The organism is Helicobacter sp. MIT 00-7814, assembly GCF_003364115.1.
In the GTDB taxonomy this organism is placed as follows: Bacteria; Campylobacterota; Campylobacteria; order Campylobacterales; family Helicobacteraceae; genus Helicobacter_F.
Genome location: NZ_NXLL01000018.1, coordinates 18,520 through 43,618 on the forward strand (window position 1 = coordinate 18,520; position 25,099 = coordinate 43,618).

The 25,099-nt window shown below is 43.5% G+C and carries 29 protein-coding genes; 8 read left to right on the top strand and 21 right to left on the bottom strand.

Annotated features, from left to right (window positions below):
- Positions 1 to 8 precede the first annotated feature (8 nt).
- Together ftsA and ftsZ are read left to right on the top strand one after the other, a co-directional pair.
- Positions 9 to 1,409, top strand: coding sequence for a cell division protein FtsA (gene ftsA, locus CQA49_RS06485; protein WP_115575153.1), 1,401 nt, complete (start codon positions 9 to 11; stop codon positions 1,407 to 1,409).
- A gap of 15 nt (positions 1,410 to 1,424) precedes the next feature.
- A complete protein-coding gene (ftsZ, locus tag CQA49_RS06490) occupies positions 1,425 to 2,588 on the top strand; it encodes a cell division protein FtsZ (RefSeq protein WP_115575154.1) in 1,164 nt (387 codons plus the stop codon).
- Between the two features lie 173 nt (positions 2,589 to 2,761).
- Here the strand turns inward: ftsZ and cmoA are convergent, their stop codons facing one another.
- The 16 genes from cmoA to dnaJ form a co-directional block, all read right to left on the bottom strand.
- Positions 2,762 to 3,511, bottom strand: coding sequence for a carboxy-S-adenosyl-L-methionine synthase CmoA (cmoA, locus tag CQA49_RS06495; protein WP_115575155.1), 750 nt, complete (start codon positions 3,509 to 3,511; stop codon positions 2,762 to 2,764).
- Positions 3,512 to 3,524: 13 nt separating this feature from the next.
- Positions 3,525 to 4,316 carry a histidinol-phosphatase HisJ gene (locus CQA49_RS06500; protein ID WP_115575156.1) on the bottom strand — a complete coding sequence of 264 codons (792 nt, stop codon included), beginning with the start codon at positions 4,314 to 4,316 and terminating at the stop codon, positions 3,525 to 3,527.
- 2 nt (positions 4,317 to 4,318) lie between these two features.
- Positions 4,319 to 5,047, bottom strand: coding sequence for a bifunctional demethylmenaquinone methyltransferase/2-methoxy-6-polyprenyl-1,4-benzoquinol methylase UbiE (gene ubiE, locus CQA49_RS06505; RefSeq protein WP_115575157.1), 729 nt, complete (start codon positions 5,045 to 5,047; stop codon positions 4,319 to 4,321).
- Positions 5,048 to 5,049: 2 nt separating this feature from the next.
- Positions 5,050 to 6,480, bottom strand: coding sequence for an argininosuccinate lyase (argH, locus tag CQA49_RS06510; RefSeq protein ID WP_115575158.1), 1,431 nt, complete (start codon positions 6,478 to 6,480; stop codon positions 5,050 to 5,052).
- 27 nt (positions 6,481 to 6,507) lie between these two features.
- Positions 6,508 to 6,957: a protoporphyrinogen oxidase HemJ gene (hemJ, locus tag CQA49_RS06515; RefSeq protein WP_115575159.1), complete on the bottom strand. Its 450-nt coding sequence runs from the start codon at positions 6,955 to 6,957 to the stop codon at positions 6,508 to 6,510.
- A gap of 45 nt (positions 6,958 to 7,002) precedes the next feature.
- Positions 7,003 to 7,614, bottom strand: a complete 612-nt coding sequence (locus CQA49_RS06520; RefSeq protein ID WP_115575160.1) for a YigZ family protein — start codon at positions 7,612 to 7,614, stop codon at positions 7,003 to 7,005.
- Between the two features lie 8 nt (positions 7,615 to 7,622).
- Complete coding sequence (locus CQA49_RS06525; RefSeq protein WP_115575161.1) at positions 7,623 to 8,654, bottom strand: beta-ketoacyl-ACP synthase III; 1,032 nt, start codon at positions 8,652 to 8,654, stop codon at positions 7,623 to 7,625.
- A gap of 26 nt (positions 8,655 to 8,680) precedes the next feature.
- Entirely contained in the window at positions 8,681 to 9,688 is a 1,008-nt protein-coding gene (gene plsX / locus CQA49_RS06530) for a phosphate acyltransferase PlsX (RefSeq protein WP_115575162.1), read from the bottom strand.
- 95 nt (positions 9,689 to 9,783) lie between these two features.
- Positions 9,784 to 9,936, bottom strand: a complete 153-nt coding sequence (gene rpmF, locus CQA49_RS06535) for a 50S ribosomal protein L32 (RefSeq protein WP_066388716.1) — start codon at positions 9,934 to 9,936, stop codon at positions 9,784 to 9,786.
- A 1-nt stretch (position 9,937) separates the two neighbouring features.
- Positions 9,938 to 10,318, bottom strand: a complete 381-nt coding sequence (locus CQA49_RS06540) for a hypothetical protein (protein WP_115575163.1) — start codon at positions 10,316 to 10,318, stop codon at positions 9,938 to 9,940.
- Between the two features lie 40 nt (positions 10,319 to 10,358).
- A complete protein-coding gene (gene ndk / locus CQA49_RS06545) occupies positions 10,359 to 10,772 on the bottom strand; it encodes a nucleoside-diphosphate kinase (protein ID WP_115575164.1) in 414 nt (137 codons plus the stop codon).
- A 95-nt stretch (positions 10,773 to 10,867) separates the two neighbouring features.
- Positions 10,868 to 11,515 (bottom strand): DJ-1 family glyoxalase III, encoded by a 648-nt coding sequence (locus CQA49_RS06550; RefSeq protein WP_115575165.1) that lies wholly within the window; start codon positions 11,513 to 11,515, stop codon positions 10,868 to 10,870.
- Between the two features lie 47 nt (positions 11,516 to 11,562).
- The gene (locus tag CQA49_RS06555; protein ID WP_115575166.1) at positions 11,563 to 12,456 is read right to left on the bottom strand and encodes a riboflavin kinase; all 894 of its coding nucleotides are present in this window, start codon (positions 12,454 to 12,456) and stop codon (positions 11,563 to 11,565) included.
- Complete coding sequence (locus CQA49_RS06560) at positions 12,425 to 13,207, bottom strand: TlyA family RNA methyltransferase (RefSeq protein WP_115575167.1); 783 nt, start codon at positions 13,205 to 13,207, stop codon at positions 12,425 to 12,427. Before CQA49_RS06560 ends, CQA49_RS06555 begins: the two co-directional genes overlap by 32 nt.
- Positions 13,207 to 13,755, bottom strand: a complete 549-nt coding sequence (locus CQA49_RS06565; RefSeq protein ID WP_115575168.1) for a hypothetical protein — start codon at positions 13,753 to 13,755, stop codon at positions 13,207 to 13,209. Before CQA49_RS06565 ends, CQA49_RS06560 begins: the two co-directional genes overlap by 1 nt.
- Positions 13,756 to 14,871, bottom strand: a complete 1,116-nt coding sequence (gene dnaJ, locus CQA49_RS06570; RefSeq protein WP_115575169.1) for a molecular chaperone DnaJ — start codon at positions 14,869 to 14,871, stop codon at positions 13,756 to 13,758.
- A 314-nt stretch (positions 14,872 to 15,185) separates the two neighbouring features.
- Between dnaJ and CQA49_RS06575 the strand changes: the two genes are divergently transcribed.
- Both CQA49_RS06575 and CQA49_RS06580 read left to right on the top strand, forming a co-directional pair.
- Positions 15,186 to 15,707, top strand: a complete 522-nt coding sequence (locus CQA49_RS06575) for a hypothetical protein (protein ID WP_115575170.1) — start codon at positions 15,186 to 15,188, stop codon at positions 15,705 to 15,707.
- Positions 15,708 to 15,864: 157 nt separating this feature from the next.
- Entirely contained in the window at positions 15,865 to 16,896 is a 1,032-nt protein-coding gene (locus tag CQA49_RS06580) for an SGNH/GDSL hydrolase family protein (RefSeq protein ID WP_115575171.1), read from the top strand.
- A gap of 365 nt (positions 16,897 to 17,261) precedes the next feature.
- Here the strand turns inward: CQA49_RS06580 and kcuS are convergent, their stop codons facing one another.
- On the bottom strand, positions 17,262 to 17,462 hold the full coding sequence (gene kcuS, locus CQA49_RS06590) for a KCU-star family selenoprotein (protein WP_115575181.1): 201 nt from the start codon (positions 17,460 to 17,462) through the stop codon (positions 17,262 to 17,264).
- Between the two features lie 67 nt (positions 17,463 to 17,529).
- Complete coding sequence (locus tag CQA49_RS06595; RefSeq protein WP_115575173.1) at positions 17,530 to 19,707, bottom strand: carbon starvation CstA family protein; 2,178 nt, start codon at positions 19,705 to 19,707, stop codon at positions 17,530 to 17,532.
- Between the two features lie 267 nt (positions 19,708 to 19,974).
- Here CQA49_RS06595 and coaD point away from each other — a divergent pair, with 267 nt between their 5' ends.
- Genes coaD through CQA49_RS06610 form a run of 3 tightly spaced genes read left to right on the top strand, consistent with a single transcriptional unit; the run spans position 19,975 to position 21,731 of the window.
- Positions 19,975 to 20,469 (top strand): pantetheine-phosphate adenylyltransferase, encoded by a 495-nt coding sequence (gene coaD / locus CQA49_RS06600; protein ID WP_115575174.1) that lies wholly within the window; start codon positions 19,975 to 19,977, stop codon positions 20,467 to 20,469.
- A 2-nt stretch (positions 20,470 to 20,471) separates the two neighbouring features.
- Entirely contained in the window at positions 20,472 to 21,077 is a 606-nt protein-coding gene (gene tmk / locus CQA49_RS06605) for a dTMP kinase (RefSeq protein WP_115575175.1), read from the top strand.
- The gene (locus CQA49_RS06610) at positions 21,078 to 21,731 is read left to right on the top strand and encodes a ComF family protein (protein WP_115575176.1); all 654 of its coding nucleotides are present in this window, start codon (positions 21,078 to 21,080) and stop codon (positions 21,729 to 21,731) included.
- On the opposite strand, the gene CQA49_RS10290 is transcribed toward CQA49_RS06610, so the two are convergent.
- From CQA49_RS10290 to CQA49_RS06620, 3 genes are all read right to left on the bottom strand, one after another.
- On the bottom strand, positions 21,728 to 22,129 hold the full coding sequence (locus CQA49_RS10290; RefSeq protein WP_220271729.1) for a class I SAM-dependent methyltransferase: 402 nt from the start codon (positions 22,127 to 22,129) through the stop codon (positions 21,728 to 21,730). The two genes, CQA49_RS06610 and CQA49_RS10290, sit on opposite strands and share 4 nt — an antisense overlap.
- Positions 22,110 to 22,406: a class I SAM-dependent methyltransferase gene (locus CQA49_RS10295; RefSeq protein ID WP_220271730.1), complete on the bottom strand. Its 297-nt coding sequence runs from the start codon at positions 22,404 to 22,406 to the stop codon at positions 22,110 to 22,112. The genes CQA49_RS10290 and CQA49_RS10295 overlap by 20 nt, the downstream gene beginning before the upstream one ends.
- 75 nt (positions 22,407 to 22,481) lie before the next feature.
- On the bottom strand, positions 22,482 to 23,204 hold the full coding sequence (locus CQA49_RS06620; RefSeq protein WP_115575177.1) for a hypothetical protein: 723 nt from the start codon (positions 23,202 to 23,204) through the stop codon (positions 22,482 to 22,484).
- Between the two features lie 207 nt (positions 23,205 to 23,411).
- Between CQA49_RS06620 and CQA49_RS06625 the strand changes: the two genes are divergently transcribed.
- On the top strand, positions 23,412 to 24,569 hold the full coding sequence (locus CQA49_RS06625; protein ID WP_115575182.1) for an MFS transporter: 1,158 nt from the start codon (positions 23,412 to 23,414) through the stop codon (positions 24,567 to 24,569).
- Positions 24,570 to 25,099: the final 530 nt, after the last annotated feature.

The following is a 25,099-nucleotide window of genomic DNA, read 5'->3' on the forward strand; positions in this document are numbered from 1 at the left end:
GCCCGGATATGGCAAAGACACCCATTTTAGCGATTGATATAGGTTCAAGCAAGATTTGCGCGGTGATCGCAGAGATTAAGCAAGATGGCGAACTTTGCGTGCTTGGCGTAGGCATTAGAGAATCTCAAGGCGTGAAAAAAGGTATGATTAATAATATCGATCACGCCAGCCTCGCCACGCGCGCTGCAATCGCTGAAGCCACGACAATGGCGGGCATTGAGGGGAAAAAGGCTATTATCTCAATCCCTAATAATTACACGATAAACGCAGATTCTAAAGGCGCGGTAAATCTGCCACATGGCGAAGTGCGCTTGACAGACATTCAGCGCGCAATGCAAACAGCCATACATTATAATCCCGTCCCGCAAGACCATCAGCTTATCCACGCACTGCCTTATAAATTCATCGTTGATGATATGCAAGTGGCTATTGAAGATCCGATTAATATGAGCGCGCGCAGGCTAGATTGTCGTGTTTTTATGGTGATGGCGAAAAAATCGCATTTGGAGAATCTCAAAAAAGTTATCAAAAATTGTGAAATTGAAATTAGCGATATTGTCGTAAGCTCGTATGCCTCTTCAATCGCGACTTTGAGCGATGATGAGCGCAAAGGTGGCGTGGCGTGCATTGACATGGGTGGCGGGCTGTGTGATATTATGATTCACAATGGACAATCAATGTGCTACAGCGATTATCTCAATGTCGGCTCAAACAATGTCACGCTCGATTTGGCGCAGGTATTTAATCTGCCTTTAAGCATAAGCGAAGAGATTAAAACAAAATATGGGAATCTTATTTTCACACAAGAGGATAAAGATAAAGGCTTAAATGCGCCAATTAAGGGAAATTCTGAAAAGCAACCAATCCCTTTGCAAAATATTTATAGCATTATAAAAGCCCGCGTAGATGAGACTTTAGAGCTTTTGGGTGATATTTTAGAAAAAAGCGCGCTTGGAAATATCCTCACATCTGGCATTGTGCTAACCGGCGGTATGGTGAAGCTCAAAAACTTCGAGCAGTATGTCAATCAAAATGGGAAATTTTACAATCCATCGGGGAATAATCAGCTCTCTGTGCGCGTGGCTTTGCCAAAAACGCTTGATGGCATTACAGATAAACTTCAAGGTGCAGAAAGTGCTACGATTATCGGGCTTGTATTGCATGCAGCAGGGGGCTTTACAAATTATGAAGTGGGCGTAAATAATGAGGTGAAGTTTAAAAAATCTCAACGCGTTATTCAAGAAGTTGATACTACAAAAGAAAAGGCAGATGTGCAGAATCTGCAAATAAAAGAGCAAATTATTCCTAAAGAGAAAAAGGATTCTGACGATTTGACCTCCAATGTCCGAGCTAATGGCGTTGGTAACTACTTTAGGCGCTTTTATAAATGGCTTAGCGAACTATTTTAAGACAAGGAAACACCCATGGAAGAAATAAAAGACTTAAACATTCAAGAACTCGGCGATGATATCAGCTACAATGAATGCAGAGGCGCGAGGATTGCAGCCATTGGCGTAGGTGGTGGCGGAAGCAACACGATAAACTACCTCGTGCGCAAAAATACAAAAGATGGAATCACGATTTTTGCAGCAAATACTGACGCACAACACCTCTCTAAAAATAGCGCAAAGCGCAAACTCCAGCTTGGCAAAAAACTTACAAAAGGCTTAGGTGCGGGTGCGAAGCCAGAGGTCGGCGAGCAAGCAGCCATTGAAAGCTATGAAGAGATAAAAGAGGCGCTAAGTGGTTTTGATATCGTCTTTATCGCGGCAGGATTAGGCGGTGGCACGGGCACGGGCGCTGCGCCACTTATCGCAAAAGCGGTGAAAGAAAATAATGCACTTGCAGTTTCCATTGTCACTAAGCCTTTTCAATCTGAAGGCAGAAAGCGCGCGAGAATCGCAGAAGAGGGCTTGAAAAAATTGCGCGAAGAGAGCGATTGTATCATCGTCGTGCTTAATGATAGAATGGTAAAAACTATCGGCAACAAAGATGGGCAACGCGAGGCGATGAATATGGTAAATGATGTGCTTGCAAACGCTGTGATAGGGCTTTCAAACATTATCCTTGGCGGTGGAGCAGATGATACAAATGTGGATTTTGCCGATGTGAGAACAGCTATGGAAAACAAGGGGCTTTCGATTATGAGCGTTGGCGAGCATATAGGCGAAGATGCGGCAAAAAATGCACTGAACAAAGCTCTAAGCTCCCCAATGCTGGGAAATATCAACATACATGGCGCGACAGGGCTTATTGTGTGCTTAGAAGCTCACCCAGACTATCCTTATAAAGAAGTCGATGCGGCGCGCTCAGATATGCTCGCGTATGAGACAGATGAGACGGATTTTGTTTTTGGTAGCTATTATGATGAGAATCTCCCCATTGACGCCGCGCGTATCACAATCATCGCAACAGGATTCCAAGATGAAATCACCGATGGACCAGAAAATAAGAATCTCAATATGACTTCTGTAGCGCCTGTCTCATCAATGCGCGTAAGTGGCGGGGAAAGCACGCTTTTTTCAAGCAACACTTACGATAGAAGCAATCTTGACACACCTTCTTATATCCGCAAACAGCAAGATTAATCTTATTCTTACATGGGCGAGTGTCGCCCCTTTCTTTTTTCATTGTATCACTCACAAGGATAAAGCCTTTTATGAGTTTTGCTTTGTGCGTATTGCTATTTTAATTGATTAAAATTTCGGATTCTGTAGCCATTTGCAACCTTTAGTATCTTTTGAAAGCGCCCGGCAAGATTCTATGCGCGCGCGATAAGTGTGCCAAAATTCACCCATTTAAACAAAACCTCCACCGCGCTAAATCCCGCACTTTTAAGCAACGCAATATTTTCCTCCAAACTATAAGGCACAAGCACATTTTCCAGCGCCTCGCGCTTTGAGGCGATTTCGCTTTGCGAGTAGCCATTGCGCGCCTTATATTGATGGTAGTATTCAATCATCTGCTTTGCAAAAAGGCTATCCTCACTCACCATTTTTTCGCTAATAATAAGCACGCCATTTGCGCGCTTTAGGGAATTATAAAGTTTTTTGACAAGCTCTAGGCGCAAAGGCGGGCGGATAAATTGTAAAGTGTAGTTACTCACAATCGCGCTAGATTCGCTAAACTCCTCTTTCGTGCAGTCCGCGACTTTGAGGCAAATATCCGCATTATAAGCCCTTGCCTTTAGCTTTGCGCGCTCAATCATCGCACTTGAAGTATCTAGCCCAATGAGCTTTGCGTGAGGCAGGCGAGGAGAAAGCGCTAAAAGCAGATTCCCAAGTGAGCAACCAATATCATACACCACGCCATCTTTGATATTTACGCTCAAAAAATCCACGCAAAGTTGCAAATTTTCTTTGTAAAATGGAATCGAGCGCTCCAGCATATCATCAAAGACGCTTGCCACCTGCGCGTCAAACTCAAACTGCTTGTTAGGCGCACTTACAAAAAGTTCGTCTTTAAGATTCTGCGATGATTTCGCAAGTTGAGGATTTTGAGCATTTTTCATAGTTTTTAAGATTTTAATCTATAGCGTATTCTTGCGGTATTTTGTCTTTGAAGGCAAAGGCGTGCGTGTAGCCCACTTCTTTGGCTAAGGCGCGACAATGCTCATACCCAAAGCCCACATGCTCGACTGCGTGCGCATCGGAGCTAAAGGTGATTGGCACACCGATTTCAAAGGCAAGGGAAAGTATTTCTTTAGAGGGGTATTGCTCTTTGCATGGTTTGCGTAAGCCAGAGGCGTTGATTTCCATCACGCATTGCGCTTGTTTGATGGATTCCAAAGTGCTGGCAAGTTTTGGCAAAACGCTTTTGGGCGGTGGGTTGTTAAAAACCTTTAGCAAATCAAAATGTCCGATAACTTCAAAATTCCTACTTTGCGCGCAAAGCGTGATAGAATCCAAATATTCCTCCCAGCATTTCTCAAGGCTTAAGTTTTTGTAATGCCCCAAAAATGCAGGATTATCAAAGCCAAAATTTCCCAAAAAATGCACCGATCCGATGAGATAATCAAGCGGGGCGCGCAAAAGGCTAGATTCTAGCAAATCTTCACGCCCTTTAATAAAATCAACCTCAAGTCCGATTCTCACATCGATTTTATCGCGGAATTCCTCGCGCAGCGCGCACATATCCGCGATATAGCCTTCCACATCTTCTAGGCACATGCGGTATTCCTTGTCAAACTCCATGGGCGCGTGACAAGTAAAGCCATAAATATCGATGCCTAGCTCCACAGCGCGCTGTAAATACTCGCGCGGCGCACCGCTGGCGTGGTTGCACAAAGGCGTGTGATTATGCATATCAAGGCGCATGATTATTCCTTTACCCCGATAAAAAGCGTGGAGATTCCCGCGCTGTAGGTTTTACAGAAGTTTTTTTGCACGCCTCTTTCTTGTAATAATTCCTCAAGCTCGCGCGCGGTGATAAAGCTTTCAATGGAATTTGGTAGGTATTGATACGCCTTAAAGTTTGAAGTAATCACGCCACCGAGCAAAGGCAGAATCTTGCGCGTGTAATAGCCCGCGATGCGCCCCAAAATCGTGGGCTTTTCGCTTTTGAGAAATTCCAGCACCACAAGAACGCCACCTTTTTTCAGCACGCGCGCAAATTCGCTCAATGCCTGCTTGTATTCAAGCACATTACGCAAACCATAGGCGATGGAGAGAATATCCACGCTTTCATTCTCAAAGGGCAATGCCTTCGCCTCGCCTTGCAAAAAATGCGTGTCTTTGTAGCCCTCAAGCTTTGCCTTTGCGACTTCGAGCATATTTGCCGATGGGTCAAAGCCACAAATTTGCGCTATTTCCACACCTTGCGTATCTGCGGCGTTGTGCCAGTGCTTTATCATATCGCCACTTCCACATGCCACATCAAGGATGGTAAGCGGGCGATTTAGAGAATCTTGCAACGCGTCAAAAGCCCTTCTACACGCCTCTTTGCGCCAAGAAATATCGATACCAAGACTTAGCGCATGATTTGCCCTGTCGTATTTTTGCGCGATGGCATCAAACATTCCGATAATCTGCTCTTGCTTATTTTGCACGCTTATCCTTTGAGATTGAATGTCACAAGCTTAGTTTGCGCGAGATTTTTTTGCGCGTAAGCTAAGGAATCTTGCAACGCTTTAATTTGCGATTCCACCTGTGCGCTTGCTGTGCCACCAAGTGAGTTGCGCGCTTGCATGCTGGATTGCAAATCAAGCACTTTTTTCGCCTCTTTGGGAATGCGAGAATCTACACTTGCTAACTCATCTTCGTTTAGCTGGCTTAAATCCTTATTTTGAGACTGCGCGTAGGCTACGGCTCTGCCGGTGATATGGTGCGCGTCGCGGAAGGGGATATTGCATTTTTTCACTAAAAAATCCGCCAAATCAGTCGCGCTCAAATGCCCGCTTTGCGCCATTTTTAGCATATTTTGCGGGTTAAATTGCGTAGTTTTTAAGCACGCATTGAGAATCTCAAGGCAAATTTGCGCGGTTTTAATACTATCAAAAACCGCCTCTTTATCCTCCTGTGTGTCCTTGTTATACGCCAAAGGCAAGCCTTTCATCACCACAAGCAAACTTTGCAAATTCCCAAAAGCGCGCCCACTTTTCCCGCGCAAGAGTTCAGGCACATCGGGATTTTTTTTCTGTGGCATGATCGAGCTTCCAGTTGAAAAAGAATCACTCAAAGTCACAAAGCCAAACTCCGCGCTACTCCATAGCACCAGCTCCTCGCTCACGCGCGAAATATGCATCATCACCATCGCAATATCATAGAGCAAATCCAGCGCAAAATCCCGCTCGCTCACAGAATCCATCGCATTAAGGCTAGGCGCGCTTAATCCAAGCTCATGCGCGACAAACTCCCTATCGTTCCCATACGGCGTGCCAGCCAGCGCGCCAGAGCCAAGCGGGGAAGTGTCATTGCGCGCAAAGGTAGATTCCAAACGCTTGACATCGCGCAAGAAATTACAACACCACGCCACGAGATGAAAAGCAAGGCTCACAGGCTGGGCGTGCTGTAAATGCGTCATTCCGGGCATGAGCGTGTGGGTGTGGTTGCGCGCGATATCAAGCAAAGTCTGCATAAGCTCCAAAATTTGTGCGCGCAATTGCGCGTTTGCTTTGAGCGTGTAAAGTTTGAAATCAAGTGCTACTTGATCGTTGCGACTGCGCGCGGTGTGAAGTTTCTTGCCACTTTCGCCGATGAGATTTGTAAGCGCAGATTCTATTGCCATGTGAATATCTTCATCGCTATTATTAAGCGGAAAAGTGCTTTCCTTAAAGCGTTGCGCGATTTGCTCCAAACCTTGCAAGATAGAATCTAGCTCATCTTTTTGCAAGATTCCAATCTTATGAAGCATCTTAGCGTGCGCGCGTGAGCCTTGAATGTCCTCCTCCCACATTTGGTGATCAAAGCCAATAGAGGCGTTAAAATCCTCCAAAAGCTTGCTTGATTCTAACTCAAAGCGTCCGCCCCAAAGCTTTGCCATATTTGCTCCTCTTTGCTTTGTGAAATTTTAAAAAGGTTTCAATACCACAAGCACCACGATAATGATGAGCGCGAGGGTTGGGACTTCATTGAAAATACGAAAAAATTTGCCACTTTTTTTGCAGCTGCCATTAGCCAAAGAGCGCATAAACGCGCCACATAAAAGATGATACACTAAAAGCAAAAGCACAATGCTAAGCTTTGCGTGAAACCACCCACCGCCCTGAAAAATATGTGGAAAATCAGCCAAAATAAGCCCAGCGCCACTTGCAAAAGTTACTATAAGTGCGGGCAAACCGATAAAAGTATAAAGCCTTTTTTCTTGAATCTGCACGATTTTGACAAACTCGCTGTTGTGGATATTTTCAATATGATAGACAAACAAGCGCGGAAGGTAGAAAAGCATCGCCATCCATGAAATAAGCGCGATGAGATGCAGGGCTTTAATCCCCAAGTAATGCTCGCTAAAAAACTCCATCTTTTCTCCTTAAAATGCTTAAGCGTAGATTCTTGCAAACGCGCATTATAGCTTATTTTTTAGCAAATCTAGTGAATTTTGCGCGCCTAGCAGTGAAATTTGCACGCTAGATTCTAAAAATGCGTTTTTTTGTAGGCTTAGCCCAAGCTTTTTTGCCTCGTATTCTAGCTTTGAAAGTTGAGAATAGGGAATGGTGAGAGAAAGCGCACCTTGAGGAATGAGCGGGCTTAAGAGATTGCGCGTTTTAGCTTCTTGCACGCAATTTTGCAAGGCATTTGTATAAGCGCGCACAAGCCCGCCAACGCCAAGCAAAGTCCCGCCAAAATAGCGCACGACAATGCACGCACAATTAAGCAAATTTTCCCCGCGCAAAACATTTAAGCAAGGCACGCCAGAGCTACCCTTTGGCTCGCCATCATCACTAAAAGATTCTATGATTTGGTTGCAATGATTAAGAATCCTGCTTGCGCGCACAAAATGCACTGCCTTTGGGTGCGCGGATTTTAGGGATTGCAAAAGGGAATCTTCTTGCGCGCTTGGGGTGAGAAAGCTTAGGAATTTTGAGCCTTTAACTTCATAAAAGCCCTGTATTGTCTCTTGTGGAGTGAAGCCCAAAAGCTCGCTAGAATCTTGTATGCGCTTATGGCTTTGCGACATAGGTGTTTTTATGCACCATTAAAATACACAAGCACAGAACCCCATGTAAGCCCGCCGCCAAAGGCATCAAGCAAGAGTAAATCGCCATTTTTCAAGCACCCTTGCTTGTAGGTTTCATCAATCGCCATTGGAATAGACGCAGCTGAGGTATTGCCGTATTTTTGCACGGTGATGATAATTTGTTTTTCTTCAAACTCTAAGCTCGCGCCAACAGCGTTGATAATGCGCAAATTTGCTTGATGTGGGATAAAAAATGAAATATCTTTGGAGCTAAGATTATTTGCTTTTAGAATCTTTTTAACATCATCGCTAAGCGTTTTAACCGCGAGCTTAAAGGTCTCATTGCCTTTCATTTGGATACATTGCAAAGGATTTGCGTTGGAATCTTGCAAATTAGAATCTTGCGTGCTAGATTCAATGTAGGGATTAAATGCTTGCGTGCGCGGTGTGAGCAAGAAATCGCTGTAATTGCCATTTGCGCCTAAATGCACATCGACAATGGCTTTTTTTGGATCTTGCGTCGCGCTTATAACCGCAGCGCCCGCCCCATCGCCAAAAAGCACGCAAGTGCTTCTATCGCTAAAATCAATCACCGAGCTTAGCTTTTCTGCGCCGATGATAAGCACATTTTTATATGCGCCAGATTCTATGAAAGATTTTGCAACGCCAAGTAGGTAGATAAAGCCACTGCACGCGCTACTGATATCAAAGGCGGTTTTGCCCTCAATCCCTAATTTTGCAGAGACTAGGCACGCGGTGGAAGGCATTGTGAGATAATCTGGGCTTAAAGTCGCTACAATCACAGCATCAATCGCGCTTGGTTCAAGGTTTGCGCGCTTTAGCGCTAGCTTGCCTGCCTCATAGGCTAGATCGCTTGTGTATTGTGTAGAATCCGCAAAATAGCGCGTTTGTATCCCTGTGCGCTTGCGTATCCATTCATCGCTTGTGTCGAGATGTTTTTCAAACTCCGCATTGCTTACGCAGTTTTTGGGCACATAGGAGGCTATAGATATTAACGACGCAAAGATTTTTTTACTCATACCTTACCTTTTAAATTTACCAAGCACTAGGAATCTTTGGTTTTTTGCGCGACTCTTTTCGCAAAGACTTCTTCGAGTTTTGAGCAAATATCAGAATCTAGCGCATTTAAGGCTTGATATATTGCGCATTCAATCGCGCGCGCATTCGAGCTACCATGGCTTATAATGACGACTTTTTGCACGCCCAAAAGTGGCGCGCCACCATATTCGCTGTGATCAACTTTTTTCTTTAACGCGCCAAAGACACCCTTAAGCAAAAGCGCGCCGATGGTTGCCAAAATGCTTTTTTTCACTTCACTTTTGATGATTGTAGAAATCGCGCTTGCTACGCCTTCACTTGCCTTTAGGACAAGATTCCCGCTAAAGCCATCGCACACAATCACATCAGTGCTTCCATTGAAAATATCGCGCCCTTCGACATTGCCTTTGAAATATTCTAGCTCTTTAAGCAAGCTAAAAGCCGCTTTTGTAAGCTCATTGCCCTTCGTGTCCTCTTCGCCATTTGAAAGCAAACCAACGCGTGGGGCTGGGAAGTTTAGCACGCTTTTTGCATATTCATAGCCCATCACCGCAAAATCAAGTAAATATTCTGGTTTGCAGTCGGTATTTGCGCCTGCATCGAGAATCATACTTGGGTTTTGATTGATTGTAGGCATTGTGGTGCAGATAGCAGGGCGCGAGACGCCTTTAATCCTGCCTAGTCGCAAGGTGGCTAAACTCATCGTAGCGCCACTATGTCCGGGCGAAACAAGCGCATCAGCCAAACCATTGCGCACAAGTTCAGTAGCTATATAGATAGAGGAAGTCTCGCGTTTTGTGGCTCCAGAGGCGCTTTCTTCCATTCTAATGTAATCAAGGCAGTGGATAATCTCCACGCGCGTATTTAAATCCTGCGGGATAAGCGGAAGGATTTGCTCTTCATCACCCACAATGATAGCCTGAAAATCTCGTGCCTTAAGTGCCGCGACAACTCCCAGCACAATGGGCTGCACGCCATTATCAGCGCCCATTACATCAATTGCGATTTTTTGCATTACCACCCCTTCAAATAAAGTAGATTTTGCCAAAGTAGATTCTGTGCTTGCAATTGCAAGTAGCCCCGCGCGTTGCGGAAGTGATTTTTAGCTTTTTAGCCTTTATACGCACCGCTAAATTTATTCACTCTATGAGGCATTTTCCAGCTTCCATCTTTATCTTTCACAGGTTGCGCGAGAGTGATTTTGTAGTGTGTTCTGCGCTTTGCTGCGCGTGTTTTGCTTACTCGTCTTTTTGGAACAGCCATATTATTCTCCTTTTATGTGGTAGTCGGATTTTATGGATTCTATCTCGCTGTGCAAGATAAAATCTACATCAATAAAACCATCGAAAAACTCGATAACATCGAAGCTATCAAGCACACTTTGGCTTTGTGTATCCCAGATTCCATCTGAAATATACAAAACCAAAGGTTCATCAAATGTTTTTATAAAGCTTTCGCCACTACGCGCGCAAATAAGCTCCAAATCCCCGCGTAAAGTCCCTTCTAACTTCACAATTTGGGAATCTAGCCTTACAAGCGAGCCACTAAGTTTCAACGCATTTTCTAGCTCGCCATCTGCCCCACTTTGTAGGCATTCAAACTCTTTTGGGGTGGATTTGGTGAGTTTTTTAAACGCGATTTTCATTGCAAAATTTAACTATTTGCAACCAAAGATTCTATTAAATTTAGCAAATTTCGCGAGCTGCAAAGAAAAACGCGATTTCATTTTTGGCATTTTCCAAGCTATCACTTCCATGCACCGCGTTTGCGTCAATGCTATCTGCAAAGTCCGCGCGGATTGTGCCTTTGGCTGCTTCTTTTGGATTTGTCGCGCCCATAAGCTCGCGATTTTTACTCACTGCATTTGCGCCTTCAAGCACCATAACAACCACAGGACCGCTTATCATAAATTCCACCAAATCCCCGAAAAATGGGCGCTCTTTGTGGATTGCGTAAAATTCTTGCGCGTCTCTTGTTGTGAGTTGCAATTTTTTTGCCGCTGCGATTCTTAGCCCATTGCTTTCAAATCTATCAATGATTTTCCCCACAACGCCCTTTTTAACCGCGTCAGGCTTGATAATTGAGAGTGTTTGCTCCATAATTTCTCCTTAAATGTGTTGCCTAAGTTTTAACAAAACCGCAATTGTAGCTTAAGAATGCTTATGTAACTTTAAAATACTACAAAAATTTGCGCTTATTTTGCATAAAGCAAGTCAAGCGCGACTTCTTTGACAATTTGGCTGACGAAATTTTGCGCGTTTTGGTAAAAGGTAGATTCTCTTTGAAAGCTCTGCACGTGGCTTGTGTAGAGCAATTCCGCTAGAGAAAGCGCAAAAGGCATCGCATTTGCTGGACCTTGCGCGGTGAGTATGTGAGAATCTAGTACAATGTGGGAATCCACAAAATGCGCGCTAGAATCTTGCATAGATTCTCGCGCTGGCTTTGTCTGTGCCACTTCATCCTTGCAACTCGGATAGCAAGTAAATGCCCCTTGCAATAGCCCAAAACTCTTTAGCGCAATGGGCGCGGCGCAAATAGCCGCAATAAGCGCGCCTTGAGCTCTAAGCGCGTGAGCTAGCGAGCGCAATTCTTGGCTTTTGCACATATTTTGCATGCCTTTATACCCGCCAGCAAGGGCAATTGCGTCAAATTCCTTTGGCTTAATCACATCAATCGTGCATTGCGCTTTTATTGTGATTTCATGCGCGCCACGCACTTCTAAGCGTGAATCTAGCGCGCTTAGCGTGACTTTTATCCCGCAACGGCGCAAAATATCCACAATGCTAACTAACTCAATTTCCTCAAAACCCTCTGCCACAGGCACAATTACACTTTTTTGCATAGATTCTCCTTGTTAAGTTTTTAAATTTTGCGCGTTAATTTTACCCTTTAAAACTTTTCAAGCAAATTTTTTGCCTGTGCGATATCAGTGGCGATTTGGCTTTTTAGCTCGCTTAAGTTTTGAAAATGCCTATTGTCGCGCAGTTTTTGGATAAAAGAGATTTCTAAAATCGGGGGTAGAGCGGGAATAAAGCTATCCAAAATATGCGTCTCAACGCTAAATGCCCGATCTGTGCTTAAACGATTACCAATAAAACTCACGCTTTTAAGGCTTTTCCCTTCAAAAGGCGCAAGCAAAGCGCGCGTTTTAGAATCTTGCATATCATCGCAACTAATCTTACTCAAAGTCGCATACACGCCATTTTCTGGCAAAAAATAGCCCTCGCTTCGAATGTTTATCGTGGCAAAAAGCTCTTTTGAGCCGAGATTTTGCCCTTGCACGCTTGCGCCCAAAATGCTATACGCGCGCCCTAAAAGCGCATTTGCCATTTTGAGATTCCCCGTGGCGATGAAATCCTTTATAAGGCTTGAATGCACGCCAATCTCATTGATGCAAAACTCCTCCACAACGACAATTTCTATCTGTGGCAATAAAAATTCCAAGTCACTCGCCCCAAACGCGCGATCCTTCCCAAATCGGAAGTCATAGCCCACGACAAGTTTTTTAAGATTTGTAAAATGTTGCGTGATAAAGCGCGCAAACTCCGCGCCACTGAGGTTTTTTATCTCATTTAGCGGAAGGTAAAAAATGGGATATTTTGTATAGCGCTCTTTTGTGTGCTTTGGCGTGAGCGCGCAGGATTCTGAAGTTTCAATGCAAAGCAACGCACCTTGAGAATCTAGCCTTTTTAAAAGCGCGCTATGGGCTAAGTGCATGCCATCAAACTTCCCAATGGCAAGGCTTGTGACATTATGCGCGTTTGGCAAAGATAAAGATTTCATTATTTCCTTCCTTTCCGCTTATTTGGCTTTTGTGCGTGCTTAAGGTGTGCGTTTTGGCTAAATGTGCGCAAAAATTCTCCAGCGCATTTTGTATAAGCTTTTCATCTATCACTACGCCTTTTTTATTGCGCTTTGCGAGTTTGCCGACTTCAAATTGTGGCTTAAAAAGTAATAGCAAATAAGGACAATCAAAGCTTAAAAGAGAATCTAATATGCAAAAAAGCGAGATAAAGCTCACATCGCAAGTCAGCAAATCATAATGCGCGCTTTTTTGACTAGGCATTTTGGCAAAGTCCCTCACATCGCAATTTTCATATAGCGTGATTTTTTCATTTTCACGCAGGGATTTATGCAATTGATTGCTTCCTACATCTACGCAGGTAATGGACTCTGCGCCTTCTTGTGATAAAACTTGCGCAAAACCTCCCGTGCTTGAGCCAATATCAAGCACACTCGCACCTTTTAAGCTAAGTCCGCTTTGTGTTAAAATCCCTTCATCTAAAAACGCACGCAATTTGTATCCTGCGCGCCCCACAAGAGAATCTGTAATCTGCAAGTCTTTAGGCGAGATTGTTATTTCAGATTTTTCTTTTAAATTTTGAGAATCTATTGCAGATTCTATTGTAACTTCGAGTGCTGGTTTTGAGAGGATTTGTCCTTTGTAGCGCACCTTTTTTTCAAGCAGCGCTTCTTTTGCCTTTTGTCGGCTGGGGAATAGCCCTAATGAAAATAGCGCGCTATCTAGTCGCATTAGCGTAGTTTGCTCTTTAGCGTAGCGTAGCCGAAGTCAAAAAGCATCACGCCCACATTTTTATTCCCATCTTTAATGGAGAGTTGCAGATTCATCGTCTCTCTGTGCTTTTTGCTAATGCTTTCAAATTCCACGATAAAAAGCGCGTTGTAGGAATTTTTAGGACGCAAAATATCAGTATATTGCGATGGCTTTAAACGCGTGATAAAAAGAGAATCTTGGCTAATGCCACTTGAGCTAAGCTTGAAAGTTAGGAGTTTTTGGATATTTGGATTTGGCTTTTTCTCATACAATTCCACCAAAAACACCTCGCGCGGCTCTTTGATATAATCCACATCGTTTAAATAAGTCGCAATCGCAACATAAGGCGTGCTTTTGCCCTCTACAATTTCAGCCTTGCGCGAGTTTTGCACCTTGCGTTCTAGCTTTTTGCTTAGCTCTAAATCCTGGGTGTTTGTGGTTGGGATCATTGAGGTATTGCGCACATCGCTACATGCCACAAATACCGCGCATTGCAGTAGCAGCGCCCACATTACACGCAAATTCATTTAGCGATCAAACCATGATTTTATTTTCTTAAAGCATTGCTCTAGCGCGCTTTTATGAGGTGTGCTTTCCTGCCCGAAGCTTTCATTGAGCTTCATCACAAGCTCTTTTTGCTCTTTTGTGAGTTTTTTTGGATACACGATAGAGATTTCAGCTACAAAACTCCCATAGCGCTTTGAATTAAGGATTTTCACACCTTCATTTTTAAACTCAAACTGCGCGCCATCTCTTGCGTTTGTTGGGATTTTTAGTTCCAGCTCGCCCCGCAGCGATGGAATAGAAATGCTTTGCCCTAGTAAAACAGCGGTGAAAAATACCGGCACTTGGATATAGATATTTTCCCCATCGCGGATAAAGTTTTCGTCCTCTTCAACGCGTAATGCTAAGAATAAATCGCCTCTTTTACCCTTTGTATCGGCGTTTCCTCTGCCTTGTATGCGTAGTTTGTTGCCATTATCCACACCTTCAGGGATTGGCACTTCAAAGCTTTCTTCTTTTGTTTTGTAGCCTTTGCCTTTGCATGTAGAGCAGGATTCTACTTTTATTTGCCCTTCACCTTTGCACGCAGAGCAGGTTTGTGCAAATGTCATAAAGCCTTGCCTTACATAGGTTTTGCCTGCACCGCCACAAGTGGCGCAAGTTTGCAGTTTGCCATCTTTTGCCCCACTGCCAGCACAAGATTCACAAAGCACTCTGTAAGTGTGGGTAAATTGCTTATTGCAACCAAACACGGCTTCTTTAAAGCTTAATCTAAGCTCTTGGATAGAATCTAGATTTTGTGTATTGCGCTTTTGTGTGCCACCACCAAAGCCCCCGCCAAAGAAGTTTTCAAATATCGAGCCAAAACCGCCCAAAATATCATCAAAGCCTTCAAATCCGCCAGCGCCAGCCCCGCCTTGTAAGCCTTGCTTGCCGTATTTGTCATAAATTGAGCGTTTATTATCATCGCTTAGCACCTCATAGGCTTCATTGATGAGCTTAAAGCGCTCCTCGGCTTCTTTATTATCAGGGTTTCTGTCAGGGTGGTATTTGAGTGCTAGCTTGCGGTAAGATTTTTTGATACTCTCTTTGTCGCTTGTGCGCGTAACTTCTAAGACTTCGTAATAATCAATTTCCATGTGAAAAACTCCTTTTTTGTGGTGCGATATTTTTTGGGTAATTTTTAAGGAAGTCTGCGATTGTAGCAAAAGAAAACTAAAATATCGATTTATTTTTTTAGCCAAATTGAGGGCGAGGGAATCTCAATAATTTCTTTAAAAAGGAAGCAAGAGCAGGGTTTGTAGCGAGCTTTAGCCTTGGTAAATGAGAGATTTTAAGAAATAGATTCTACTTTTATGCTATGATTTGCCGATTTCATCGTCCTAAATCTTGCTAAAAGCCTCTAGCTTTAAAGCCTGATTTACTTTGAAAGATTTTTCACAAAGGAGAAAAAATGAAAAAAACGCTTTTAGCACTAGTTTTTGGCGCATTTAGCACATTTAGCGCAAGCTCAGCAATTGATTTGGGTATCCTTGAGATTAGCCCAGAAATAGGCGTGGCAGCGGGTAAAGCAAAGATTGGAGATCCTGCTAATTACAACCCAACAAACTATGGCGGTTATGCGAGAGTTTGGCTAGGCACACTTGGCATCGTAGTTGCGCCACAGGCGAAGTTTGATTACTATTCCAAACAAAGTGGCATAGATTCTTTTAACAATACGCAGTATGGCGCTTCTATTGGGACAAACTTTGGGCTTGTCGTGCTTCGCTTGACACCTTACATTGGCGCGAACTACTCGCATTTTAATAAGTTTTTTGCCGATACGGTGGCTTACAATGCCGGTATTAAGCTAAAACCCGCGGTTTTGCCTTTGGCAGTGAGCTTGCAATACACTTACCAAAATCCTGATGTAATCGGCTCAAACTCAAGCGCTACAATGCACAATGTGCAGCTTATGCTAGGCTTGCATTTCTAGGATTTTGATTTTTGGGATTTAATTTTTAGAATCTAGGGCTTTGATTTTTAAGAAAAGCTCTAGATTCTGCCCACTTTTAATTCTTACCTTTTACTTCAAATTTTCTTTTTAAGAAAAATATTTTATAATCCGCAAAATAATTTTTGAAAGGCAAACAATGCGCGCGCAAAAATCAATCATTTTGCTAGGTGGTAGCAACGCTGTGCTAAAGGAGGGCTTGGCTGATGGTTTGGCACAGCTTGGTGATAAGGTGCATAATCTCGCGCTTGGCGGGACAAATAATATCCAAGCGTTGTATGAGTTGCTGCGTCCTCGCAATGCACAGATTCTGCAAAATGCGGATTTGATTGTGCTTGAAAAGAGTTTGAATGATATTGGTGCGTTTGCTAATGAGCTAGAATGCGCATCTTTGGAAGTGCTAAAGCGCAATGCTCGCTGGTGTTTTGAGACATTGCACAAGCTAAATAAAAAAGTGTGTATTCTTTTACTCCCTCGCTATGACTGCGATCAATCCTACGCCAAACCTATAAATGACTTTTATCGCGCCTTGTGCGTGGAGTTTGGCTTTAATTTCATCGATATGGCGCGCTTTTATGAGGAGCATAATTTAGAGGCTTACGCAAAAAGCGCTGATAGCGTGCATCCACCACTTGTCATAATGAGAATTTTAGGGCGCAAAATAGCCCAGTATATTGAGGATTTTTCACTTTCATCTGCCACGCCAAAATATACAGGCGCGAAATTTCAAATACTTACGGCTAGGGAAATGCAAGATTGCGCTAAGGAATCTAACCTCAAACTTATGCAAAATTCCCGCTATAGCGAGGAAACTTACATGCTTTATATTGGAGATTCTCTTACTTTCCCGCCACAATGTAATGGTGCGAAAATTATTGGAATCCACACATGGAGCAGGGGTTTGAAGGATTTTAACTTCCGCCTTTTTGGTGTGCCAATGCTGATAGAAAATAAAAAAGCGAGTATGGTGTATGAAACAAGTGCGATAAATTGCGTGTTCAGCATGAAAGATTCTTTTTGCATTGACGCACAGACATTTGTGAGATTAGGCGAGGAGATTCCTCTAAGTGCGCTTAATAATGCCTCATTACTGCCCCCCCCCTTAATAGCAAAATCTCTATTCAAAAGCATTGGGCGCCATTTATCAATAATCCAGCCTATCAGCGCTTAGATTGTGTTGGGGTGGTGGGATTTTTACTCGTTGTTGATGAAGGGAGCATTGTTGATTTTGAAGCAAAAAATCTATCCAATCAGAATCTAAAGGGCGATTTGAGCGCTTTGCTTTGTCCGAGGGTTGATGAGTATTTGGAGTTTTTGGAGGAATATAAAGAATCTGCAATAATGAATAAAAAGATATATATTAAAACTTGGCGCTACACATGTACACTTCCAAGAAAAATCCTTAGGAGGTTGAAAACAAAATTAAGAAGTCTTTTAAAGCAACCAGAAGCCCGTAAAGAAACACTTATTTAAAAGCGCTTAAAAACTTGAATACCAAAGAACCTTGTTTATGCAAACTTGCATCTTATTCTTTTATCAGCATTTTGAGCTTCCAGCGCCGTATTTTTGCGCCATCACTTCCTTAAAAAACTCTTTTTGCGTCTTTGGGATTGCCTCTGGGTGCTTAGTTTTGATATGTTCTAAATATTTTGAATAGCTTGGAATCCCAACGAGCAAATGCGTAAAACGATCGCTTTTAGCATAAAGCGCTTTCAATTTTTTGCATACATTTTTCATATACGCGCGAAAAGTCCCTGTCTCACGCGCTTGTGGCGCGCAAGACTTTTTGCAAGACTTAGAATCCTTAGTGAGCGGCATTGATTTTACCTTTGAGAGCGCCCTTGCTTTCTACTTCGCTAAGCTTGATATAAGGCGATTCGCTAAGCGGAAGTGTGTTTGTGCCACGCACGCATTTTACGCAGATTCTGATGGTTTGGATAAGCACCAAAATCGTTATACACATAAATATCGCGCACAAAACAGCGTTGATAAGGTTGTTTGTAGCGATGGTTGAAAGCTTGGCTGCTTCTTGCGTGAGCGTGCTAATTACAGCAGAATCCGTGCTTGTCGCTGCTTCTGCGAGCTTTGCGCTTGCCTTTGCGCTGTTATTTTGCCAAAGCGCGACATGGCTTACTGCGTCATGGATTTTTTCGCCATTTGCAGGTAATAGCTTGCAGACAGCCGCATACAGCGTGCTTACAAGCACCCAAATTGTTGGGAGGATTGCCACCCATGCAAGCTTTGCTTTGCCCATTTTGAAAAGCACGACGATAACGCATAAAAGCGCGATTCCAGCAAGCATTTGGTTTGACACGCCAAAAAGTGTCCAAAGCGATTTTACCCCACCTTGCGGGTCTGTGACGCCTTGATACAAGATATAGCCCCAGCCAGCCACGCAGAGAATCGTCGCAACAATGCCCCAAAAAATCGAGTGGATATCCCCGATAGGCTTATACACATTTCCTAGCACATCTTGCATCATAAAGCGCCCAGCACGCGTGCCTGCATCGACAGCTGTAAGAATGAAAAGCGCCTCAAACAAAATCGCAAAGTGATACCAAAACGCCATCGAGCCGGCGTTAAATAATGGCATTTGTGAGATGATGTGTGCTAATCCTAGTGCAAATGTCGGCGCACCGCCGGTTTTGCTAAGAATGCTTTTTTCGCCAATTTCATTTGCGGTGGTGAGTAAATCTTGCGGGCTTATTTGGAATCCCCAGCTACTAATTGTCTGTGCTGCGATGGCTGCAGCCTCGCTCACATCGCCAATACCAGCGGTGCCAAGCGTCGCAGGTGCGACATTGACGGCAAAATACAAGCCCGGAGTAAGGATAACTGCCGCGATGAGCGCCATTACAGCCACCGCAGATTCCATAAGCATTGAGCCATAGCCCACCATGCGCGCGTGAGATTCTCGCTCTAGCATCTTAGGCGTCGTCCCGCTTGAGATAAGCGCGTGGAATCCGCTAATCGCGCCACATGCAATGGTAATAAACAAAAATGGGAAAAGTTGCCCGCTAAACACAGGACCGCTTCCATCGATGAAGGTCGTAACGCTTGAAAATCTCACTTCTGGCGCAACGATGAGAATCCCGCCTGCCATAAGCACAATCACGCCGATTTTCAAAAATGTGCTTAAATAATCGCGCGGTGCGAGCAAAAACCACACAGGCAAAATCGCTGCGATAAAGCCATAACCAATCATAATGTAAGTAAGCGTCACTGCATCAAGCGTGAAAAATGCGCCCCAAGTCTCGCTCTGTGCGACATCACGTCCAAAATAAAGCGCCAAAAGTAGCAACGCAAAGCCAATAATGCTCGCTTCGCCAATCTTGCCCGGACGCAAAAAGCGCATGTGGATTCCCATATAAATTGCGATAGGGATTGTCATTGCAATGGTGAAAAGCCCCCAAGGAGATTCTGCAAGGGCATTGACAACCACAAGGGCTAAAATCGCGATGATAAGCATCATAATGCCCAAAATCCCAATCATCGCAATGCTTCCCACACCTTTGCCAAGCTCAAGCTTGATAATCTCGCCAATGCTTTTGCCATTGCGCCTCATAGAGATGAAAAGCACGGTGAAATCATGCACAGCGCCTGCTAGCACCACACCAACGACAATCCAAATCATACTAGGCAAATAGCCCATTTGCGCCGCGAGAATCGGACCTACAAGCGGACCAGCCCCAGCAATCGCAGCAAAATGATGTCCAAAAAGCACGATTTTATTTGTCGGCACAAAATCGCGCCCATCATTTTGCGTAATCGCGGGCGTGGCGCGATTATCATCAAGCCCCAAAACCTTATACGCAATGTATTTTGAATAGTAGCGATACGCAATAGCATAAATACACACTGCTGCTACCACTATCCACACTGCTGAAATGCTTTCCCCTGTGTGAAGTGCTAAAACGCCAAAGCACCACGCACCAACAAATGCGATGATAACCCAGATTCCAATGCTTAGAAGCTTGTTCATTTTTTCCCTTTCAGTTAGTATTTCACGCTATGTGCGCTAACTTTTAGCTTAGTATAGCTTGATAACAGAGAGCAAAAAAAGTATGGGAAAAGTTTAAAAGTTTTAGAAAAGTAACATATTTGCCAGATTCCCTAAATTTTAAGAAGCGAATCTCGCGTGCAAAAACTCTTTGCTTAGGATTTAAACTTTTTTATACTACAATGGCGGATTTTAAGGCAAAATTTACTAACAAGCTTTATTAAACTTTGACAAAAAGGCGCGCTCACAATGAAAGACAAGGCTAAAAAAGTCGCTATTTATCCGGGCACTTTTGATCCTATCACAAACGGACATTTGGATATTATTAAGCGCTCAATTGGGATTTTTGAACAAGTCATCATTGCGGTGGCAAAAAACCATTCCAAAAATCCTATGTTTCCCCTGCAAGCGCGTATAGAAATGCTTCAAATCGCAACGCGCGGGCTTGAAAATGTGGTGATTGAGGGCTTTGATTGTTTGCTTGCGGATTTTGCGAGGCTTAAAGATTCTCAAGTGCTTATACGCGGACTGCGCGCGGTGAGCGACTTTGAGTATGAATTGCAAATGGGCTATGCCAATATCTCGCTAAATAGCGCGCTAGAGACAATTTATTTTATGCCACATTTGCAAAATGCCTTTATTAGCTCATCAGTCGTGCGCTCGATTATCTCGTATGATGGGCGCTTTGCTCATCTCGTGCCGGAGGGTATAAGCGAGTATATACAAAGTCTTAAAAAGGAGTGATTATGGATTTTCAGACTTCAAATAGTGGATTTTATGTGACTTTGGAGGGGATTGATACTTCAGGCAAAAGCACGCAGATTAAGAATCTTGCAAATTACTATCCGCATGCGATTTTTAGCAGAGAGCCCGGTGGCACGCCTTTGGGCGAAAAGGTGCGCGATATTGTGCTAAATGATAAGCTTGATTCTATGAGTGAGTTTTTTTTGTTTCTCTCTGATAGGGCGCAACACTACAGCGAGGTTTTGGAGCCAAATTTAGAAGCACATAAGCTCATTATTACCGACAGGAGCCTTATCTCAAATATGGCGTATGCGAAAAACCTTAGCGATGCGCAACTTTTAGACTGCAATCATATCGCTATGCGCGGGCTTAAACCGCATTTGTGCATTTTATTTTACCTTGATGAAGAGAATCTTAAAGCGCGCCTTGGCGACAAAGCGCATGACAGCATCGAAAAGCGCGGTGTAGCGTATATGCTAGAAATCCAAAAGCGATTAGAATTTTACGCAAATTTGCTTGAAGTGCGCACGATTAAGATTGACGCCACGCTTCCAATTCCGATGATTACCAAAAACATCACAAGCCACATTGATATGCTGATTTCTTAAATGAAATGCCTTGTGTGTGGGAATCTAAGCTTTTTTGTGATTTGTAAATTATGCTTAGATTCTATGCCTATTACGCCCACTTCGCGCACTACGCAATCCGGGCTTCAAGTCTATAGCTTCTACCCGCACAGCCACATAGAGTATCTTTTGAAGACAAAATACGAGCTTATCGGCTCAAAGATTCTAAAAATATTAGCCAAAAAATGCGCAGAATATTTTTTTGTAAAAAATTCTAAGGAGTTGCAAACTGCCAATCAGCAGGGCAGAATCCAGCAATCTAGGCAGAGCGAGGATTCTAAGATTTTGCACAATTCCTCAGGCAAGATTCTTGCTATTAGTGTAGATGATAATATAGAGCGCTTTTACTCGCATACAGCAATCATCACAAAGGCTTTTTGCAGGGCTTCAAAAGGCGCATTTATCCCACAATTTAGCAAGCTCATCGCCACAAATCGCGTCAATTATGCGGGCAAAAACCTAGAATACCGCCTTAAAAATCCTAGAAACTTCATCTACAAAGGCGCGCGTGGCGATGCAGTCCTTATTGATGATATCATTACCACGGGCTTAAGCCTCACTCAAGCGCATGAATGCCTTGCAAAAAGTGGCGTAAATGTGCTTTACGCCCTCACCCTCGCCGATGCGAGGTATTAGGACTGCGCTTTTGTAAGCTTGATAAAATTATTCATCCCAAATTGAAAATATTTGTGGCAGGTGATTTTAAGATTTGGCACTTGCGCGACAAACTCGCGCATATCAGCTTTGTCGTAGTAGCGTTTGTGGTCGCGGATTTCAGCCTCATCAATCACATGTAATTTGTAGGCTAGAAACTCAAGCACCGGCTTGGCTAAGTGACTAGGCATTGTGAGGATGGCGATTCCGCCTGGCGTTAATACGCGCGCGATTTCAGAAAGCATTTCTATATGGTGGGTTATATGCTCCAAAACAGCGAGCATTGTGACGATTTCAAAGCTTGCGTCCTCAAATGGTAGGCCTATATGTTTTGTAGGATTCTGGTTTTGCAAGGAAGCGTTATTGCCCCCCCCCCCCATTTAAGGCTTGAGGCATGGAATCCTTAGATTCCAAATAATGGCTTATTGTGCGGATTTTTGGTGTGTTGATTTCTGGCGCTTTGAAGTCAATCCCCACGCCTTGTGCGATATATGGCTCAACTTCTTTTAGCAAGCGCGCTTCCCAACCACAGCCAATATCAAGCAGACGCGGATTATTAAACTGCTTAATACTCGGCAAAACTTGTCGCAGGCGCAAAACACGCAATAAGCTATCAAGCGGCGTTTCCTTAGGCGTTTTAGATTCTTGAAAGTTCATAATTATGTCCCTTAATTTTTGATTTGAAAGCCCAAAAGTATAGTTAAAAAATATAAAATCTCCCTAAATTTTGCCCTACAAATTTGAGCTATTTTGCAAAATCCCCACTCCCTCGCAAGGGACATAATTGATAGCTTTTGGCACAAGGATTTTGAAATCTTTAGCTTCTTTAAATTCTCTATGAATCCGCGGGAAATTTATATGTAAAGTAAGGTAGCGATTTTTGTTTGGAGTGGGTATGATATCCTGATTGCTTTCCACTAAAAAGGCATTAGAAGAATCGCCAAAATCAAGCCCGATTTCAATCGCCACTTTTTCACCCATATTTCTATCTTGCACGCTTACTGCTTTTATGAAACTATCATTAGAAATATACCTAGAAAACGCTACATCCGTGTAAAATCTCACACTGCCATCATCATAATGCTTCAAAATAGTGAGTAAATCAAGCCCTAGCGTGTCTTCATCTATATTTTGCCCCATAATTTTGCGTAGTGGAAAAATGATATTTTCTAGCAAAGGCCACACACCATATTCTGCCAGATACGCCAAGCCTCCAGTTTGTGGGAATCTCACGCAGTGTTCATTCCCAAGTGCTTCAAATATCAAAACCTCATTGCTTGTATCAACATAAATGTGGTGTGCGCTGATTTTCGTCTCTTCGTCTGTGTATGAGGATTCGTATGAATCTTCATATTCATAGAAATCTTGGGAATCTTCAAAATTTTCCGCACTCACAGCCATGCTACACACAAGCAGCGCCAAAAGCATTTTTTTGCATAATTTTTTTAGCAACATATAAACCTCCAAATTAAAAGCAAAAAACCTTAGATTCTTAGCGCAATCGCGCAAGACTTAAAGCGCGCAAATATAGCATTTTTTAGTCAAATTTTGGTAGAATCCGCGCTTTTTTAGGAAATCCACACATCATTTACGACATATTTTACACAATAAGGAATACAGATGAAACCACGCATTTTTGGGCTTTTTAGGAAGTTTGGCAATATGGATTCTTCGGCTAAGACGATTCTTATCCTAGCGCTTAGCTCTTTTTGTATGGGCGTTACGGAGTTTATCATTTCGGGCGTGCTTTTGGAGGTGCAGGAGTATTTTCACATTGACGCGCATAAGGCTGGCTATCTTACGACTGCGTATGCCGTGGGCGTGGTGATTGGCGCGCCGATACTCACAATCCCGCTAAGCTCGTTTAATCGCAAGATTCAGCTTTTGCTCAATCTCTTTGTTTTTGCGATGGCAAATCTTGTGATTTATTTGAGCGATAATTTCACGCTGAATATTTTCGCACGCTTCGTGGCTGGCACGCAACATGGCGTGTTTTTTGTGATTGCCACGCTCACAGCTTTGCAGGTAAGCCCAAAGGGCAAAGAATCTAGCAATCTCGCGCTTATGGTTTCAGGGCTCACTATCGCGCTTGTGAGCGGTGTCCCGCTAGGTACTTTCATTGGCGAGGCGTTTGGATTTAAGGCGATTTTTTTGCTTATTTTTATTTTTACAAGTATCGCTGGCACAAGCGCGCTTATTTTTATGTCAAGCGACATTAAGGGCGCGCAAACGCGCATTATTTATGTGTTTAAAGCGCTTTTAGTCCCAAAACTGCTTAAGGTGTATTTGATTACGATTTGCACCTGTGGTGGGGCATTTGTGCTTTATACTTATTTGAGCGAATTACTTGTCAAAAAGGTTGGATTCTCTCAAAGCGCGATGGGCTTTATCCTGCTGGCGTATGGTGGCTTTGCGATTTTGGGGAATCTCTATGGTGGGCGCCTTGCGGATTCTAAAGGGAGCATTGCTTCGCTCAAAATTATCCTTATCGCGCAGGTGCTGATTTTTGCGCTTGTGGGCGTGAGCTATCATTGGGAATGGCTTTTGGCGGTAAATCTCTGCCTTATGGGCTTTATCGCGTTTGCGGGGATTTCACCGCTTAAGCTCAATGCGATGAATAACGCCAAAAAATACACGCCGGATTTTATGGATAGCTCGGTGAGCGTGAATGAGGCGGCTTTCAATGTGGGCATTGCGCTTGCTAATCAAATCGGCGGGCTTGTCGTCATCGCGCCCGCACTTGGCATTACCTTTAACCCGCTTTTTGCCGCACTCTTTGTCCTCCCTGCGCTTATTGTGTTGTTTATTGGGGAAAAGTGAAAATGGAATAAAAATTTAGGCAGTAAATTTTTCAATCAAAGGAATTTTAGTTACGCGCAAGCGTAACCCTTATTCTCGCCCCTTGCGTGGTGAAAAAAAGCGGTGATTTAGCATTAGCAGAAGTGCTAATGCCCGATTTTTTTCTAGCAAGGGAAACAGCGAGGCTCTCCCCCCGAGAGAAGAAAAGCTCCGCGCTTTTCTTCTCTCGGGGGGAGTGAGGAGGGGGTAGCGACCTTTTGCGTGAAAAAACAACTTTAGAGAATCTTAAAGAAGTTTGAGAAGCGAAAGCAAGGGATTCTGAAAAATTGAGTCATTGCGAGCGTTAGTGAAACAATCCGTTTATTTTAGCTTTAGAATCCAGCTTTTTTAGAATCTTGAAAAACATTTGCAATGACCTAGACTCTGCAAGATTCTGATTTTTTAGAATTTTCGGAATCCTTTTGTTTAGCTCAACCCCACTCTGCGTTTTAAAGTTTCTTTTTTGCAGGGGGACAAGGGGGCTTGAATTGCGAAGTCGCTCCCCTTATCCC